This window comes from Streptomyces sp. NPDC047869 (genome assembly GCF_040704065.1).
Classification (GTDB): Bacteria; Actinomycetota; Actinomycetes; order Streptomycetales; family Streptomycetaceae; genus Streptomyces.
Genome location: NZ_JBEYRK010000029.1, coordinates 37,555 through 57,817, shown reverse-complemented (window position 1 = coordinate 57,817; position 20,263 = coordinate 37,555). Strand labels below are relative to the sequence as shown.

Annotated in this window: 1 protein-coding gene; it reads left to right on the top strand. The window is 76.4% G+C overall.

The annotated features are described in order from the left end of the window. The first annotated feature begins 9 nt into the window (after positions 1 to 9). On the top strand, positions 10 to 20,208 hold the full coding sequence (locus AB0924_RS29655) for a non-ribosomal peptide synthase/polyketide synthase (RefSeq protein ID WP_366913002.1): 20,199 nt from the start codon (positions 10 to 12) through the stop codon (positions 20,206 to 20,208). Positions 20,209 to 20,263 lie beyond the last annotated feature (55 nt).

The following is a 20,263-nucleotide window of genomic DNA, read 5'->3' as shown; positions in this document are numbered from 1 at the left end:
CCGACGACCATGACGTCTTCGACCCCTTCGCGCCCCTCCGGTTCCCCGCGCCCCGACGGCCCCTCCCGCCGCGACCGCGCCGCGGCCCTGCCCGACGACATGCGGGAGGCACTGCGACGGCGGCTCGCCGGCCGGGCCGGCGGCTCCGCCCCGGCCGCCCGCCCCGGCATCCCGCGCGCCGACCGGGACCGCCCGCTGCCGCTGTCGTTCGCGCAGCAGCGCCTGTGGTTCCTCGACCGGCTGCGGCCCGGCGACGCCCGCTACAACAGCGCGGTCGCGGTCCGCCTCACCGGCACACCGGACCACGAGGCCCTGCGGGCGGCGCTGAGCACCGTCGTGGCCCGGCACGAGGCCCTGCGCACCACCTTCGAGGAGACCGACGGCCGCCCGGTGCAGCGCGTGCACCCGGCGGCCCCCGTCCCGCTGCCGGTCCGTGACTGCGCCGACCTGGACGCGGACCTGCCGGCGGAGTACTCCCGGCCCTTCGACCTGAGGCACGGGCCCCTGCTCCGCGCCCTGCTGCTGCGCGAGTCCGCCACCTCGCACGTCCTGATGCTGACGGCCCATCACATCATCACGGACGGCTGGTCGATGGGCGTCGTCCTGGACGAACTGTGCACCGCCTACGACGCCCTCGTGCACGGCGCCGCACCGCAGCTGCCCCCGGTGGCCACGCAGTACCCGGACTTCGCGGTGTGGCAGCGCGACCTGCTCTCGGGCGCCCGCCTCGACGGCGAACTCACCCACTGGAAGGGGAAGCTGACCGGGGCGGTGGCACCCGAGCTGCCCCTGGACCGGCCGCGGCGCGGCGAGGAGGCGGGCGCGGGCGCCGTCCACACCTTCGCCGTACCGGCCCGCCTGACCTCGCGCCTGCGCGACCTCGCCAGGGAGCGGCACAGCACCCTGCACACCGCGCTGGTCGCCGCCGCCCAGGCGCTGCTGGCCCGCTGGTCCGGCCAGGACGACATCACCGTCGGCTCCCTCACGCCGGGCCGCTCCCGCACCGACCTCGAACGGGCCGTCGGCTTCTTCGTCAACACCGTCGTGCTGCGCACCCCGGTGGACACCTCCGGATCCTTCCGCGACCTGCTGGCGGCGGCGGCCGACACGGTGGGCGACGCCTTCGCCCACGGCGACACACCGTTCGAGCGGATCGTGGAGGCGGTGGGCGCGCCCCGCGAGGCCGGCCGCAACCCGCTGTTCGACGTGATGGTCCTGCTGCACCCCGACCCGCCCGCCGCCTCCGCCCCGCGCGGGCTCACCACCACTCCGGTCACCGTGCCCCGGCAGGCGGCCACCTTCGACCTGAGCATCGAATTCGTGCCGGACGGGGACGGCCTGACCGGCCTGCTGGAGTACCGCACCGACCTGTTCGACGCGGCCACGGCCGAGCGGATGGCCGGACAGCTGCTGCGCCTGCTGGAGGGGGCCTGCGACACTCCGGACCGCCCGCTGGGCAGCCTGCCCCTGCTGTCCGACGAGGAGACGCGGCGGGTCGTCCACGACTGGAACCCCGCCCCGCTGCCCGTCGCCGACACCACGTACCCCGGCCTGTTCGAGCGCCGCGCGGCCCGGACCCCTGCCGCCCTCGCCCTGGTCGCGGGCGGCGAACAACTGGACTACGGCACGCTCAACGCGCGCGCCAACCGGCTCGCCCACCACCTCGTCGACCGAGGCGCGGGCCCCGAACGGCTGGTGGCGCTCCGGCTGCCGCGCACCGCCGACATGATCGTGGCGATCCTCGCCGTCTGGAAGTCCGGCGCCGGCTACCTCCCGCTGGACCCGGCCCTGCCCGAGGAGCGCGTCCGGTTCCTGCTGGACGACGCCCGCCCGGCCCTGGTGCTCGACGAGGCGGCCCTGCGCGCCGTGCCCGCGACCGCCCCGGACACCGACCCCACCGACGCCGACCGGCTCGCCCCGCTGCACCCGGACCACACCGCGTACGTCATCTACACCTCCGGCTCCACCGGCCGCCCCAAGGGCGTCGCGGTGTCCCACCGTTCGGCGGTCCACCTGCTGGCCGCCCACCGGGCCGGCTTCGTCGCCGAGGTGGGTGGCGGCCCGCTGCGGGTCGCGCTCACCGCCGCCTTCTCCTTCGACACCTCCCTCGAAGGCGTCCTGCTGATGGCCGACGGCCACCCGCTGCACCTGGTCGACGAGGTCACCCGGATGGACCCGGCCGCACTGGTCGAGTACGTCGTCGCACACCGCGTCGACTTCCTCGACGTCACCCCGTCCTACCTGCGGCAACTGCTGCCCGCGGGACTGCTCACGGACCCCCGGCACCGCCCCCGGGTCCTCATGCTCGGCGGCGAGGCGGTCGGGCCCGCCCTCTGGCGTGAGCTGGCCGCCCACCCGGACGTGGCGGCCCACAACTTCTACGGCCCCACCGAGTGCACGGTCGACGCGTTGTCCTGCCGCATCGACGGCGGCGACCGCCCGCTGGTGGGCCGGCCCCTGCCCGGGGTGCGGGCCTATGTGCTGGACGACCGGCTCCAGCCGGTGCCGCCCGGCGTCGGCGGCGAGCTGTACCTCGCGGGCGCCCAGCTCGCCCGGGGCTACGCCGGCCGGCCGGGCCTGACCGCGGCCCGGTTCCTGCCCGACCCGTTCGGCGGCCCGGGGGAGCGGATGTACCGCACCGGCGACCTCGCCCGCTGGACCGCCGACGGCCGCCTCGACTACCTCGGGCGCGCCGACGACCAGGTGAAGGTGCGCGGCCACCGCATCGAGCCCGGCGAGATCGAGGCCGCGCTGCTCGCGGTGCCCGGCGTCGCCGCCGCCGCGGTCGCCGCCGTGCCCGACCCGCACGGCCACAGCCGCCTCGTCGCCTACGTCGTCCCGGCGCCCGGCGCGCCCCTGCCCGCCCCCGCCGACCTGCGGGCGGCCCTGCGCCAGGTGCTGCCCGACGCCCTGGTGCCGTCCTCGTTCACCGCACTGGACGCGCTGCCCCTGACCACCAGCGGCAAGCTGGACCGCCGCGCCCTGCCGGCCCCGGAGAACACCGCGGGCGAACGGGAGTTCGTCGCCCCGCGCACCCCCGGCGAGGAGACCCTCGCCGGCATCTGGGCCGAGGTGCTCGGGGTGGCCCGGGTGGGTGTCACGGACAACTTCTTCGAGCTGGGCGGCGACTCGATCCTCAGCATCCAGGCCGTCTCCCGCGCCAGAGCCGCCGGCCTGCACATCGGGTCGCAGGACGTCTTCCGGCACCAGACGGTCGCCGACCTGGCGGCCGCCGCGTCCCGGCGTACCGCCGCCGCGCCCGCGCCGCCCCGGCGCCCGCACCGGGACGGACCCGCCCCGCTCACCCCCGTCCAGGAATGGTTCCTCGCCACGCACGGACCGCTGCGGCACTTCAGCATGTCGATGCTCCTCGACCTGCCCCGCGACCTCGACGAGCGGGCCCTGGACCGGGCCCTGGACGCCGTGGTGGCCCGCCACCCGGCCCTGCGCACCCGTTTCACCCGCACCGGCGGCACCTGGCGGCAGCACCCCGGCGCCGGCCCGGCCACCGGACTCCTGACCCGCCACGACCCCGGCACCCCGCCGGCCGAGGCCGCGGAGGCCGCCCGCGCCGCCCTCGACCCGGGCACCGGCGCACTGCTGCGCGCGGCCCTGCTGACCGGCGGGGAACGCCCGCGCCTGTTCCTCACCGCCCATCACCTGGCGGTCGACAGCGTCTCCTGGCGGGTGCTGCTCGCCGACCTGGAACAGGCCTACCGGCAGGCGGCGGCGGGCGATGACCCGCGGCCGGAACCCGAGCACACCCCGTTCGCCGACTGGGCGCACACCCTGGCGGACCGCGTCCGGGCCGGCGACCTCGACGACGACCTGGCCCACTGGACCGGGGAAGCCGCGCTGCCGGGCGCCCCGCTCCCCGTCGACCTGCCCGGTACCCCGCTCGCCGGGTCCGTGCGCACCGTCCGCACCCGGGTGGACCGGGAGACCACCGAGGCCCTGCTGCGCCGCGTGCCCGGCGTGTACCGCACCCAGGTCAACGACGTGCTGCTGAGCGCGCTGGGCCGGGTGCTGGCGGACTGGACGGGCGCCGACCGGGTGACCGTCGCCCTGGAGGGCCACGGCCGGGAGGAGGAGCTGGCCGAGGGCGCCGATCTGTCCCGCACCGTCGGCTGGTTCACCACCCAGTACCCGGTCACCCTGACCCCGGCCGGAGCGGACGACTGGGGCGCCACCCTCAAGTCCGTCAAGGAACGGCTGCGGGCCGTGCCCCGCCGCGGCCTGGGCTACCAGGCGCTGGGCCACCTCGGCTCGCCCCGGCCCGAGGCCCGCGCCCTCGGCGAACGGCCGCTGCCGCAGGTGTGCTTCACCTACCACGGCCAGTGGGAGGCGCCCGCCGGAGGCGACTTCGCGCCGGTCGCCGACGTACCCGGCCGGGACATGGACCCCGGCGCGCCGCTGGACCACCTGCTCGACGTGTCCGCCCTGGTGGCCGACGGCGAGCTGGAGATCACCTGGCACTACAGCGACCAGGTGCACCGGGAGGGCACCGTCCGGGACCTGGCCGAGGGCATGGCGCGGGCGCTCGCCGCCATCGCCGCGCACTGCGCCCGTCCCGGCGCGGGCGGCCGCACCCCCTCCGACTTCCCGCTGGCCCGCCTCGACCAGGCCGCCGTGGACCGCCTCGCCGGCGACGGCCGGGACGTCGAGGACCTGCTGCCGCTCACCCCGCTCCAGGAGGGCATGCTCTTCCACCGGCTGGTCGGTGGCCCCGACGACCTGTACGTGGACCAGGCCGCGCTGCTGCTGGACGGGGTGACCGACCCCGACGCCCTCGCCCGGGCCTGGCAGCGGGTGACCGACCGCACCCCCGCCCTGCGCACCTCGGTGGTGTGGGAGGGCGTGCCGGTGCCGCTCCAGGTCGTGCACCGCCGGACCGAGGTGCCGGTCACCCGGCTGGACTGGCGGGAACTGGACGAGACGGAGCGGGCCGAACGGCTGGCCCGGCTGCGCGCCGACGACCTCGCACGCGGCCTCGACCTCGGCACGGCACCCCTGATGCGGCTCACCCTGGTCCGGCTGCCCGGCGCCCGGACCCACCTGCTGTGGACCTCCCACCACCTCATTCTGGACGGCTGGAGCCTGGCCCAGGTCCTCACCGAGGTGTTCGAGGAGTACGCGGCCCTCACCACCGGCGCCGCCTCCCGGCCCCCGGCGCGCCGGCCGTTCGGCGACTACGTGCGCTGGCTGGCCGGCCAGGACTCCGCGGCCGCGCACGCGCACTGGCGGACCGTCCTCGACGGGTTCGCCACGCCCACCGCGCTGCCCGCCGACCGCCCGCGGCGCCCAGGGCACGAGACCCGGTCCGCGGGCGTCCACACGGCCGCGCTGTCCGAGGAGGTCTCCGCCCGGCTGGCCCGCACCGCCCGGACGGCCGGCCTCACCCTCGGCACCGTGGTGCAGGGCGCCTGGGCGCTGCTGCTGTCCCGCTACAGCGCCGAGCGGGACGTCCTGTTCGGGACCACCGTCTCCGGACGCCCCGACGACCTGCCCGGCGCCGAGTCGATGGTGGGCATGTTCATCAACACCCTGCCCACCCGGGTGCGCGTGGACGGCGGCCGCGGCGCCGTCGCCTGGCTCCGGGAACTCCAGGAGGAGCAGGCCGAGGCGCGGCGGTTCGCGGCGGTGTCCCTCGCCGAACTGACCTCGCTCAGTGATGTGCCCGCCGGGAGCGCGCTCTTCGACAGCATGGTGGCCTTCGAGAACTACCCCTTCGACGACGCGCGTTCGGCCGGCACCGGGATACGCCTGGCGGACGTCTCCTCGCGGGACGCCACCAACTACCCGCTGGTGCTGCGGGCCTACCAGGGCGAGCGGTTCGGCTTCGACCTCGCCTACGACCCCGAGCTGTTCGACGCCACGACCGTCCGCGACCTCGCCGGCCGGCTGTGCCTGCTGCTCACCGAGCTGGCCGACGACCCCGGCCGGCCCGTGCGCGACCTGGCCTGGACCACCGCCGGGGAACAGCGTCGGATGCTGGCCGACTGGAACGGCACCGAGGAAGGACGCCCCGACGGCACCCTGGACGCCCTCTTCGCCGCCCAGGCCGCCCGCACCCCCGACGCCGTGGCCGTCACCTGCGGCGACGAGCGGCTCGACTACGCCACCCTGGAGGCGCGGGCGGGCCGCCTCGCCCACCGGCTCGCCGAACTCGGCGCCGGACCGGAGAGGTTCGTGGCCCTCGCGCTGCCCCGCTCCACCGATCTCGTCGTGGCCGTCCTCGCCGTCCTGAGAACCGGCGCCGCCTACCTGCCCATCGACCCGAACCTGCCCGCGGAACGCGTCCGGCACCTGCTCGCCGACGCCCGGCCGGTCGCACTCGTCACCACCGGGCAGGGCGCGCCCGGCCCGGACGTCCCCCGCCTGCTGCTGGACGACCCCGGCGTGCGCGCCGACCTGGCCCGCCGGCCGGCCACCGGCCCCGCCCGCCGCGCGCTGCCCGAGAGCCCCGCCTACGCCATCTACACCTCCGGCTCCACCGGCCGCCCCAAGGGCGTCGTCGTCCCGCACGCCAACGTGGTCCGCCTGTTCGGCCGCACCCGGCACTGGTTCGGCTTCGGACCCGACGACGTGTGGACCATGTTCCACTCCTACGCCTTCGACTTCTCGGTGTGGGAGCTGTGGGGCCCCCTGCTGCACGGCGGGCGGCTCGTGATCGTCCCCGAGGACACCGCCCGCTCCCCGGAGGACTTCCTGCGCCTGCTCGCCGACGAGCGGGTCACCGTCCTCAACCAGACCCCGTCCGCGTTCTATCCGCTGATCCGCGCGGACGCCCGGCTCCGCGACGTCGGCGCCCGGCTGGCGCTGCGCACGGTGATCTTCGGCGGTGAGGCCCTCGACGTCGGCCGGCTCGACGACTGGTACGCCCGCCATCCCGACACCGCGCCGCGCCTGGTGAACATGTACGGCATCACCGAGACCACCGTGCACGTCACGTACGCCGCGCTGGACCGCTCCACCGCCCGCCCGGACACCGCGAGCCCCATCGGCACCGGCATCCCCGACCTGCGCCTCTACGTCCTCGACGACACCCTGCGGCCGGTGCCGCCGGGCGCCGTCGGGGAGCTGTTCGTGGCCGGCGAGGGGCTGGCGCGCGGCTATCTGAACCGGCCCGGCCTGACCGCGACCCGCTTCCTGGCCGACCCCTTCGGCCGGCCCGGCACCCGTATGTACCGCACCGGGGACCGGGCCCGCTGGCGGGCCGACGGCACGTTGGAGTACCTGGGCCGCGCCGACCAGCAGGTGAAGATCCGCGGCTACCGCATCGAGCCCGGCGAGATCGAGGCCGTCCTGCACAGTCATCCGGGTGTCGCCGCCGCCACCGTCGGCGTCTACGAGGACACCGCCGGGACCCGCCGGCTGGTCGCCCACGTCGTCGGCACCGGCGACGGCGCCGCCCAGCCCCCGTCCGCCGCCGAACTCCGCGCCCATCTACAGGACTTGTTGCCCGCGCACATGGTGCCGGCCGCCTACGTGCCGATGGCCGCGCTGCCGCTCACCGTCAACGGCAAGCTCGACCGGCGCGCCCTGCCCGCGCCCGGCCCGGACGGCTTCGCCGCCGACGGCACCCGGACCCCGCCGCGCACCCACGCCGAACGGCTGGTCGCCGCCGCCTGGACGGACGTGCTGGACACGGACGAGGTCGGCGCCGACGACGACTTCTTCGCCCTCGGCGGTGACTCCATCCTGGCCGTCCGCGTCACCTCCCGGCTGCGTGCCGCCTTCGGCACGGACGTCTCGCCCCGGCTGCTGTTCACCCACTCCACGCTGTCCGGCCTCGCCGCCGCCCTGGGCGAACCCGGCGCCGGGGACACCGCCGACACCATTCCGGCCGCCGCCCCCGGCACGCCGGCGCCGCTGTCGTACGCGCAGCAACGCCTGTGGTTCCTCGACCGGTTCGAACCGGGCAGCACCGAGTACACGACCCTGTCCGTGCTCCGGCTGCGCGGGCCGCTGGACACCGCCGCCCTGCGGAGCGCCCTGGACGGCCTGGTCGTCCGGCACGAGGCGCTGCGCACCACGTTCGCCGAACAGGACGGCCAGGCACGGCAGATCGTCCACCCGCCCCGCCCCGTCGACCTGCCGGTGACGGACGTCCCGGACGGTGCCGCCCTGGACGGCCTCCTGGACCGGGAGGCCGCCGAGCCCTTCGACCTGGCCACCGGCCCCCTGCTGCGGGCCCGCCTGGCGCGGCTCGCCGCCGACGAGCACGTACTCGTCCTGGCCGTGCACCACATCGTCACCGACGGCTGGTCCACCGGCGTACTCGCCCGCGACCTGGGCGAGATGTACGCGGCGGCCCTGACGCACCGTGCCCCCGAGCTGCCCCCGATCCCCGTCCGCTACGGCGACTTCGCCGCCTGGCAGCGCTCCCGCGCCGACCGTGCCGAGGCCGAACTCGCCCACTGGCGCCGCGCCCTGGACGGTGTGACCCCGCTGGAGCTGCCCACCGACCGGCCCCGCCCGGCCGTCCGCACCCGCGACGGCGCCCTGGTGACCTTCACCCTGCCCGCCGCGCTGACCGAGCGGCTGCGCGAACGGGCACGGGAGTCCGACGCGACCCTCTACATGGCCCTGGTGGCGGCCTGCCAGACACTGCTCGCCCGCTGGGCGGACCAGGAGGACGTCACCGTCGGCACCGTCACCGCCGGCCGCGAACGCCCCGAACTGCACGACGTGGTCGGCATGTTCGTCAACACGCTGGTGCTGCGGGCCCAGGTCCGTCCCGACCTGTCCTTCCGCGAGCTGCTGGCCGAGGTGCGCACGACCGTCCTGGAGGCGTTCGCCCACCAGGAGGTGCCGTTCGAGCGCGTGGTGGACGCCGTCCAGCCCGAGCGGGACACCAGCCGCACCCCGCTGTTCCAGGTCATGGTCGCCCTGCACAACCTCGACGCCGAGCCGCCCCGGCTGCCCGGTCTGACGGCGGAGCCGGTCACCCCGCCGGTCCGCAGCGCCACCTTCGACCTCGCCTTCGACTTCGTGGAGGGCGACGACGGCCTCACCGGGCACCTGGAGTACAACACCGGGCTGTTCGACGCCGACACCGCGGCACGGCTGGCCGACCGGCTGCGCACCCTGCTGGAGGCCGCCGCCGACGACCCCGGGCAGGCCGTCGGCCGCCTGCCGCTGATGACCGGGGACGAGCGGCGCCAGGTCCTGCGCCACGGGCGGGGCCCCCGGCTGCCCGAGCCCGACACCACCTTCCCGGCCCTGTTCGAGGCCCAGGCCGCCCGCACCCCCGAGCACACCGCCCTGGCCGCCCGTGACACCACCCTGGACTTCGCCGCGCTGAACACGCGGGCCAACCGGCTCGCCCACCACCTCATCGCCCGGGGCGCCGGTCCCGAGGACGTGGTCGCCGTACGGCTCCCGCGGACCTCCGACCTGATGGTGGCGCTGCTCGCGGTCCTCAAGGCGGGCGCCACCCTGCTCTGCCTCGACCCCGGACTCCCCGACGAACGCCAGGAGTTCCTGCTCACCGACGCCCGCCCGCACACCCTGCTGACCGATCTCGCCGAGGTGCCCTGGGACCGGCTGCCCGGCCACGACCCGGCCGACGCCGACCGCGTCCGGCCCCTGCTGCCGCGGCACACCGCCTACATCGTCTACACCTCCGGCTCCACCGGCCGCCCCAAGGGCGTCGCCGTCGAACACCGCCAGCTCGTCAACCTCTGCCAGGACCACCGCGCGAACCTGCTCGCCCCGCACACCACCGGCGGACGGCGGCTGCGGGCCGCGCTCAGCGCCTCCTTCTCCTTCGACACCTCCTGGGAAGGACCGCTGCTCCTCGCCCTCGGCCACGAGGTCCACCTGATCGACGAGGACACCCGTCTGGACCCGGACGCGTTCTGCGGCCGGGTCACCGCAGACCGCCTCGACCTGGTCAACGTCACCCCGTCCTTCCTGCGCGAACTCACCGCCGCCGGCCTGCTCGCCCCCGGCCGTCACCACCCGGGCCTGCTGCTCGTCGGAGGCGAGGCCGTCACCCCGGCCGACTGGCGCGAACTCCTGCGCGCCGAACGGGAACTGGGTGTCGCGGTCTACAACATGTACGGTCCCACCGAGACCACCGTCGACGCCGTCTACGGCCGCCGCGCCGACCTGCCCGACCGCCCGGTCATCGGCCGCGCCGGCGGCAACCTGCGCGCCTACGTCCTCGACGGCGCCCTGCGCCCGGTACCGCCCGGGACACCCGGCGAGCTGTACCTCGCCGGCGCCCAAGTGGCCCGCGGCTATCTGAACCGCCCCGGCCTCACCGCCGCCCGCTTCGTCCCGGACCCGTTCGGGCCGCCCGGGGAGCGGATGTACCGCACCGGCGACCGGGCCCGCTGGGACCGGGACGGACTGCTCGAGTTCCTGGGCCGGGTGGACGAGCAGGTCAAGATCCGCGGGTTCCGTGTCGAGCCCGGCGAGGTGGAGGCCGCCCTCCTGGACCACCCCGACGTCGCCGACGCCGCCGTCACCGTCCGCGAGCACGCCGGCCGGCTCATGCTCGTCGGCTACGTGGTGCCCGCCGCCGGCCGTGTCCTGTCCGCCGACGCCCTGCGCCTCGCTCTGCGCCGCACCCTGCCCGACCACATGGTGCCCGCCGCGTTCGTCCCGCTCGACCGCGTTCCGCGGACCGCCACCGGCAAGACCGACCGGCGCGCCCTGCCGGCCCCGCCCGCGCAGCCCGACAGCGCCACCCCGTACGTCGCCCCCCGGCCCGGCACCGAGGAGCGGCTGGCCGGGATCTGGGCGGAGGTGCTCGGCGTCGAACGCGTCGGCGCCCGCGACAACTTCTTCGCGCTCGGCGGCGACTCCATCCTGAGCATCCAGATCGTCTCCCGCGCCCGGCAGGCCGGACTCACCGTCACCACCAAGGACGTCTTCCGCCACCAGACCGTCGCCGAACTCGCCCTGTGCGTGACCGAGTCGGCCCCGGACCAGGACGCGGCCGAGGAGCCCGCCGAGGCGCCCCTCACCCCGATCCAGCACTGGTACCTGGACGGCCGCGAGCCCGGCGGACCGCTCCGGTTCACCATGACCCAGCGCCTGGAACTCGCCCCCGGCACCGGCGAACCGGCGCTGCGGGCCGCCACCGACGCCCTCGTACGCCACCACGCCGCCCTGCGCACCCGGTTCCGCTCGACCGCCGACGGCCGGCGCCAGGAGGTCCTGCCCCAGGCACCGGACGCGGTCCTCACCCGGCACGACGTGACCGCGCTCGACGGTACGGCGCTGGAGGCCGAGGTCCAGCGGCTCACGGACGAGGCGCAGGCCGCCCTCGACCCCACCACCGGGCGGGTCGTGCGCGTGCTGTTCCTCGACCGCGGTCCGGGTCTGCCCGGACAACTGGTGATCACCGCGCACCACTTGGTCATCGACGGCGTCTCCTGGCGCATCCTGCTCGCGGACCTGGAGACCGCCCACCGGGCCGCGGCGGCCGGCCGGCCCGTCGAACTGCCCGCCACCGGTACGTCGTACGGCCGCTGGGCCGCCAGGCTCGACCGGCACACCCGCTCCGGCGCGCTCGACGCCGACCTGGCGTACTGGACGCGCACCGCGGCGGCCCCGGCGGCCCTGCCCGCGGGACAGCCCGGCCCGAACACCCACGGCACCGCGGACACCCTCACCGTCATCCTGGACGCGGAGACGACCGACGCCCTGCTGCGCAAGGTGCCCGGGACCTACCGCACCCAGGTCAACGACGTCCTGCTCAGCGCCCTCGGCCGCACCCTGGCCCGCTGGTGCGGACGGGACACCGTCCTGCTGGGCGTCGAGGGCCACGGCCGGGAGGAACTGTTCGCGGACGTGGACCTGTCCCGTACCGTCGGCTGGTTCACCGCCGAGTTCCCCCTCGCCCTGCGCGTCGCCCCGGACGCCGGCTGGCACGACACCCTCCGCTCGGTCAAGGAGCAACTGCGCGCGGTGCCGCTGCACGGCCTGAGCCACGGCGCCCTGCGCCACCTCGTGCCCGGCAGCCCGCTCGCCGACGCCCCCGCCCCGCAGATCGGCTTCAACTACCACGGCCAGTGGGACACGGCCGGCGCCGGCACCGGCGGCCTGCTCCGCGGCGCGCTGCCGTCGGCCGGCCGGGACACCGACCCGGACGAGACACGGCCCTACCTCCTGGACATCACCGGCGTGGTCCAGCAGGGCCGCCTCGAACTCGGCTGGACCTACCCGCCGGCCGTCTACGACCCGGCCACCGTCCACCGGCTCGCCGACGACACCCTCGCGGCCCTGCGGGAGATCGTCGAGCACTGCGCCGGAGCGGAGGCGGGCGGCCGCACCCCCTCCGACTTCCCGCTCGCCGGCCTCGGCCAGGACGAGCTGGACCGGCTCGTCGGCACCGGCCGGCACGCGGAGGACGTCCTGCCGCTGACCCCGCTCCAGTCCGGCATGCTCTTCCACGGCCTCGTGGACACCGAGCACGCCTACTTCGACCGCACGGCCGTGAGGCTTTCCGGAGTCGCCGACCCCCGGGCCTTCGCCGCCGCCTGGCAGCAGGTCGCCGACCGCACCCCGGCGCTGCGCACCAGCGTCCACTGGCACGGCCTGCCGCACCCGGTGCAGGTGGTCCACCGCCGCGCCGAACTCCCCGTCACCCGCCTCGACTGGCGCGCGCTCACCGCCGCCGAGCGCGCCGAGGCCACCGAGCGGCTGCTCGCCGAGGACCGCGCGGCCGGCATGGACCTCACCACCGCGCCGCTCACCCGGCTCACCCTGGCCGCGCTGCCCGGCGACGAGGTGCTGCTCGTGTGGTCCACCCACCACATCGTCCTCGACGGCTGGAGCACCGGGCAGCTCCTCACCGAAGTGTGCGAACGCTACGCGGCGCTCACCGGAGGACCGGACCCGGCGCCCCCGGTACGGCGGCCCTTCGCGGACTTCCTGCGCTGGCTGCGCGAGCAGGACGAGACGGCGGCCGAACGGCACTGGGCCGACGCCCTCGCCGGGTTCACCGCCCGCACCCCGCTGCCGTACGACCGCACGCCCGCCGAGGCCCACCGCGCCCGCTCCGCCGCCACCGTCCACCACGAGCTGGGATCCGGGGTCTCGGGGCGGCTGCGGGAGACCGCCGCCCGTGCCGGAGTGACCGTGAACACCGTGGTGGAGGGCGCCTGGGCGCTGCTGCTGGCCCGCATCGGCGGGCGGGACGACGTGGTGTTCGGCACCACCGTCTCCGGCCGCCCGGCCGAACTGCCCGGCGTCGAAGGCATGATCGGCATGTTCATCAACACCGTGCCGACCCGGGTCCGCATACCCGCCGGGCCGGTGCTGCCGTGGCTGCGCGACCTCCAGGAGAGGCAGAGCGACGCCCGCCGCTTCGACTTCCTCGCCCTGCCCCGCATCCGAGCCGTCGCCGAAGTCCCCGCCGGCGAGGCGCTGTTCGACAGCATGGTGGTGTTCGAGAACTACCCGGTGGACGAGTCGGCGACGGCCCGCACGGGCGTCCGGGTCGAGGAGGTGCGCGCCGACGACGCCACCACCTTCCCCTGGTGCCTCCGCGCCCACCTGGCCGAACGGCTCGGCTTCGACCTCGCCTACGACCCGGCCCTGTTCGACCCCGCCACCGCCGAGCGCGCCGCGGCCCGGCTGGCCGGACTGCTCACCGCCCTCGCCGACGGGTTCGACACCGATCTGGCCGACCTCGACCTGCTCACCGCCGCCGACCGCGAGCTGCTGGCCGCCTGGAACACCCCCGCCCGCCGGGCCGCCCCGCGCAGCCCCGTGGACCTGTTCGCCGAGCAGGCCCGCCGCACACCGGACGCGGTCGCGGTCCAGGACGGCGAACTCCTGCTGACGTACCGCCGGCTCGACGAGTGGGCCCACGCGCTGGCGGCACGGCTGCTGGCCGGCGGGCTCGCCCCCGAGGACCGGGTGGCGCTGCTGATGGACCGCTCCACCGAACTGGTCGTCGCCCAGCTCGCGGTGCTCCTGGCCGGCGGGGCCTACGTCCCCGTCGACACCCGCGCCCCCGAGGAGCGCAGGCGGACCCTGCTCGCCCATTCGGGCGCGACCGTCCGGCTCACCACCACGGAGGTCACGGCCGCGCGCGGCGGAACCCCGGAGGAGGGGACGCCACCCGTGCGCGCCATCGGCAACGGAACGGCGGACCGGCGGAACCCGCTCCCGGGCCCCGTCCCGGTGCCCCACGGCACGGGTGCCACGGATGAGGGGACACCGGCCGCGCCTCCCGCCGAGGCCGTACCGGCCACCGGCGCCGGCCGGGCGCCGCGCGGCACCGGGGCCGTGAAGGAGCAGACGCCGCCCGCGGACACCGCCGGCCCCCTGGCGGCGCCGCTGCCCGCCGCCGAGCCCGACCGGCTGGCGTACGTGATGTTCACCTCCGGATCCACCGGCCTGCCCAAGGCCGTCGCGGTGCGGCACCGTGACGTGGCGGCGCTGGCCACCGACAGCCGGTTCACCGACGGCGCGTGCGACCGGGTGCTGCTGCACTCGGCGGTGGCCTTCGACGCCGCCACCTTCGAGGTGTGGGCGCCGCTCCTCAACGGCGGCCGCGTGGTCGTGGCCCCGGGCGGCGGCGTCGACGCCGCCCTGCTGCGCCGGCTGGCCGCCGACGGCGGACTGACCGCGGTCTGGCTGACCGCCGGCCTGTTCCGGCTACTCGCCCAGGACGCCCCCGACTGCTTCCAGGGCCTCGCACAGGTCTGGACCGGCGGTGACGTCGTACCGGCACCGGCCGTGCGCCGGGTACTGGCCGCCTGCCCCGGCCTGACCGTCGTGGACGGCTACGGGCCCACCGAGACCACCACCTTCGCGACCTCCTGCGCCCTCACCGACCCGGCCGCGGTCCCGGACACGGTCCCCATCGGCCGGCCGCTGGACGACATGCGGGCGCTCGTGCTCGACGCCCGGCTGCGGCCCGTACCGCCCGGCTGCCCGGGCGAGCTGTACCTGGCCGGCGAGGGCGTCGCCCGCGGCTACCTGGGCCGCCCCGGTGACACCGCCGCCCGCTTCCTCGCCGACCCGCTCGGCCCGCCCGGCGCCCGCATGTACCGCACCGGCGACCTGGCCCGGCGGCGCCCGGACGGCACCGTCGAGTTCCTCGGCCGCGCCGACGACCAGGTGAAGATCCGCGGCTTCCGGGTGGAGCCCGGCGAGGTCGAGGCCGCGCTCGCCGCCCACCCGGACGTCGTGGACGTGGCCGTCCTGGCCCGCGAGGACCGCCCGGGCGCCAAGCGGCTCGTCGCCTACGTCGTGGGACCGGCCGGCCAGGACGGCGAGGAACTGCGGGCCTTCGCCGCCCGCACCCTGCCCGACTACCTCGTACCGGCCGTCGTCGTCCCGCTCACCGCCCTGCCGCTCAGCCGGAACGGCAAGGTCGACCGGGCCGCCCTGCCCGCACCGGACGCCGTGCCGGGCCGTACCCGGATCGAGCCGCGCACCGAGGCCGAGCGCCGCACGGCGGCCGTCTTCGGTGAGGTGCTGGGCAGTGAACCGCCCGGCGTGGAGGACGACTTCTTCCAGCTCGGCGGCGACTCGATCCTCAGCATCCGGCTCGCCTCCCGCCTCGCGGAGGACTTCGGCACCGACCTCACGCCACGCGCGGTGTTCACCCACCCGACGCCGGCCGCCCTGGCCCGCCTGCTCGGCGACCGGAGGGGCTCCGGCCGCCCGGCGCTCGTCCCGGTGGCCCGGGACGCGGTCGCGCCGATGTCCCACGCCCAGCAACGCCTGTGGTTCCTGCACGAGTTCGACCCGCATGGCGCCGAGTACGTCACCGCGCTCGCCCTGCGGCTGCGCGGCACCCTGGACACCGGCGCGCTCCGCGCCGCCCTGGCCGGCGTGGTGGCCCGGCACGAGTCGCTGCGCACGACCTTCGACAGCGTCGACGGGCACGGCATCCAGCGCGTCCACCCGCCGTCCGACGTGCCGCTGCCCGTGCACGACCTGTCCGGGCACGCCGACGCGGCACGGGAACCGGCGCTGCGCCGCCTGCTCGCCGAGGAGCGCGCCCGCCCCTTCGACCTGCGCGAGGGCCCGCTGCTGCGGGCCGGCGTGGTCCGGCTCACCGAGGACGACCACGTGCTCACCCTCGCACTGCACCACATCGTCACCGACGGCTGGTCGACCTCCGTACTGCTCGGCGACCTCGCCCACCTCTACCGCGCCGCACTCGGCGCCGAGCGGACGGAACTGCCGCCGCTGCCGGTGCAGTACGCCGACTACGCCCACTGGCAGCGCACGACCGGTGACACCGAGGCCGGTGAGCACCTCGCCCACTGGAAGGAGCGACTCGCCGACCTCGCACCGCTGGAGCTGCCCACCGACCGGCCCCGGCCGCCGGTGCGCACCAGCGCCGGCGCGACCACCCGCCTGGTGGTGCCCGCCCCGGCCGTGCGGCGGCTCACCCGGCTCGCCCGGGACCACGGCACCACCCTGTTCACCACGCTCGTCGCCGCCGCGCAGGCCTACCTCGCTCGGCTCTCCGGCACCGAGGACATCGCCGTCGGCACCGTCACCTCCGGCCGTGACCGGCCCGAGACCCAGTCCCTCGTCGGGTTCTTCGTCAACACCCTCGTGCTGCGCTCCCGCGTCGGGGCCGGGCAACCCTTCACCGGGTTCCTCGGCGACGTACGGCGGACCGTCCTCGACGCCTTCGCCCACCAGGACGTGCCGTTCGAACGGGTCGTGGACGAGGTGCAGCCCGTCCGCGACACCAGCCGCAGCCCGCTGTTCCAGGTGATGGTCGTCCTCCAGAACACCCCGGCCGCCGCCCTAGACCTGCCCGGCCTCGACGTCACCGACGTCGAGCCGGAGTCGGAGCACGCCGCGTTCGATCTCACCCTGGAGTTCGCCGAGAGCGGCTCCGGATCCCTGCACGGCCTGCTCACCTACAACACCGACCTGTTCGACGCGGCCACGGCCGAACGGATGGCCGGGCAGCTCGGCGCCCTGCTGCGCGCCGTCGCCGAGGACCCCGGCCGCGCGCTCGGCGCACTGCCGCTGACCTCGGACGACGAGGTGAAGACCCTGCTGGAGCAGGGCCGGGGAACCTTCCGCGCGGTGCCCGAGAGCACCCTGCCCGCGCTGTTCGAACGGCAGGCGGCCCGTACCCCGGACGCCGTGGCGCTGATCGACGGCGACCGTGAGCTGACCTACGCGGAGACCGACCGGGCCGCCAACCGTCTGGCCCACCGGCTCGTCCGGGACGGCGTCGGACCAGAGCGCGTGGTGGCCCTCGCACTGCCCCGTTCGGCGGCGGCCGTGGTCGCGCAGCTCGCCGTGGCCAAGGCCGGCGGCGCGTTCCTGCCCGTCGACCCCGGCTACCCGGAACAGCGGCGGGAGTTCATGATCCGGGACGCGGGCGCGCACCTCGTCCTCGGCGATCCGGCCGAGGTGTGGTCCGCCGACGGGCCCGGGACCGCGCCCACGGACGCCGACCGCACCACCGCGCTCACCCCCGCCCACCCCGCGTACGTCATCTACACCTCCGGCTCCACCGGCACCCCCAAGGGCGTCGTCGTCACCCACCGGGGACTCGCCTCCTTCGCCGCGGCCGCCGCCGAGCGGTACGCGGCGGGTCCCGGCGACCGGGTGCTCCAGTTCGCCTCCCCGAGCTTCGACGCCTCCGTGCTGGAACTGTGCGTCTCCCTGCTCAGCGGGGCCGCGCTGGTGACGGGCGAGGAGGGGCCGCTGGTCGGGGAGCGGCTGGCGGAGGTGCTCACCGAACGACGCGTCAGCCACACGCTGATCCCGCCCGCGGCGCTGGCCACCGTCCCGCCGGAGACCGCCGCCGGCCTGCCCCACCTGCGCAGCCTCATCGTGGGCGCCGAGGCCTGCCCGGCCGATCTGGTCGACACCTGGGCCCCCGGCCGCCGCATGATCAACTCCTACGGCCCCACCGAGGCCACCGTCGTCGCCACCTGGACCGGGCCGCTGACGCCCGGCGCCGGCGCTCCGCCCATCGGCCGCCCCTCCGGCGGCACCCGGGTCCTGGTGCTCGACGCCGCCCTGCGGCCCGTACCGCCGGGGGTGACCGGCGAGCTGTACATCGCCGGGCCCGGCCTCGCCCGCGGCTACCTGGGCCGGCCGGGACTCACCGCCCAGCGGTTCCTGCCCGATCCGTTCGGCGGGCCGGGGGAGCGGATGTACCGCACCGGGGACCTGGTCCGCTGGACCGCCGACGGCCGGCTCAGGTTCGCCGGGCGCGCCGACGACCAGGTCAAGCTGCGCGGCTTCCGCATCGAGCCCGGTGAGATCGAGGGCGCGCTGCGCCGCAGCCCCCTGGTGCGGGACGCCGTGGTCGTCGTCCGGGCGGGGGAGACGCCCGGCGCGCCGGCCCGGCTCGTCGCCTACGTCGTACCGGCACGGCCGGCCGGCCCCGAGCCCGTCCCCGGCGAACCGTCCGGGGCCGGGCCCTCCGCCACCGCACGGTCCGGGACCGAGGCCCCCGGCGGGGCCGCGTCCGCCGTCGCCCTGCCCGTCGGTGAACTGCGGCTGCACCTGGCCGGAGAGCTGCCCCCGCACATGGTGCCGTCCGTGTTCGTCCCCCTCGACCGGCTGCCGCTCACCCCGAACGGCAAGACCGACCGCAGGGCCCTGCCCGCGCCCGGGCCCACCCAGGCCGCGGACGGGCCGCGGACCGCGCCGCGCACCGACACCGAACGCCGTGTCGCCCGGATCTGGGCCGACGTGCTCGGCATCGAGGAGGTGGGTGCCGACGACAACTTCTTCGCGCTCGGCGGCGACTCCATCCTGAGCATGCAGGTCGTCTCGCGGCTGCGCCGTGACGGCCTGCACGTGGCCACCCGGGACCTGTTCACGCACCAGACCGTCGCCGAACTCGCCACCGTCGTCCGCACCGCGCCCCAGCGTGCCGCCGAAGGTCCGGTGACCGGCGAGGTGCCGCTCACACCGATCCAGGAGTGGTTCCTGACCACTCCCCGCGCGGCCCACCACCACTTCAACCAGTCCGCGCTGCTGGAGCTCGACGGCACCCCCGACCCGCGGGCGCTGAGTGCCGCGCTCGACGCCCTGCTGGAACACCACGACGCCCTGCGCATGCGGTTCACCCGGCACGAGCACGGCTGGCGGCAGTTCAACCCGCCGCCCGCCGGCGGTCACGACCTCCTCGGCCGGCACGACCTGTCCGGGCTGTCCGCCGAGGACGCCGACGCGGCCATGGCGAAGGCCGCCGACGAGCTGCACGCGAGCTTCGACCTGGCCCACGGCCCGCAACTGCGGGCGGCGCTGTTCACCGGGAGCCCGGACCGGCCCGCGTTCCTCCTGCTCGTCGTCCACCACCTGGTGGTGGACGCGGTCTCCTGGCGCGTCCTGCGCGACGACCTGGAGACCGCCTACCGGCAGGCGGCCCAGGGCGAACCGGTCACCCTGGGGGAGCGGGGCACCAGCTTCCGCGAATGGTCCCGGCGCCTCGCCGCCCACGTCGCCGAGGGCGCCCTCGACCACGAACTGGCCCACTGGGAGCAGGCGGTCGCCGTCGAACCGGACGCGGCGGTCCCGGCCCCCGCAGCCGAGGCCGGGCCGGCCGCCACGGTCGGCGTGGAACTCGACGAGGACGACACCACGGCCCTGCTGCGCTCCGCGCCCACCGCCTACCGCACCCGGGTCAACGACGTGCTGCTCGCCGCCCTGGCCCTGGCGCTGGCCCGCTGGACCGGACAGGACCGGGTCCGCGTGGACCTGGAGGGCCACGGCCGGGAGGACCTGCTCGACGGCGTCGACCTCTCGCGCACCGTCGGCTGGTTCACCACCGTCTACCCGGTCGCCCTCCAGGTGCCCGACCCCGGCGAGAGCGGAGCGGACCGCGACTGGCGGTCCCTGGTGAAGTCGGTGCGCCGCCAGCTGCGCGCCGTACCCGGCAACGGCATCGGCTACGGCGCCCTGCGCACCTTCGGCACCCCGGAAGTCCGCGGCCGCCTCGGCGCCCACGCCCACAGCCAGGTGGTGTTCAACTACCTCGGCCAGTGGGACGCCCGCCCCGAGACCGACGGCGGCGGCCTGGTCCGTGCCGAACACGGCTCCTTCGGGCAGGACCACGACCCCCGGGACCCCGGCTCGCACCCGGTGGAGGTGGTGGGCGCGGTGCAGCACGGCCGGCTCGCCTTCACCTGGCACCACCGGCCCGGCGTCCACGACACCGCGACCGTGCGCCGGGTGGCCGAGGAGTTCGCCGAGGCCCTGCGCCACCTCGCCCGGCACGCCCGGGGAGGCAGGTGACGACACTCCCGGCCCGCGAGGCACCGCCCCGGCGCACCGCCCGGCACGGCCCTCG

Excerpts from the sequence above, each read along its gene's own strand:
- AB0924_RS29655 (WP_366913002.1), top strand. The coding sequence starts at position 10 with ATGACGTCTTCGACCCCTTCGCGCCCCTCCGGTTCCCCGCGCCCCGAC.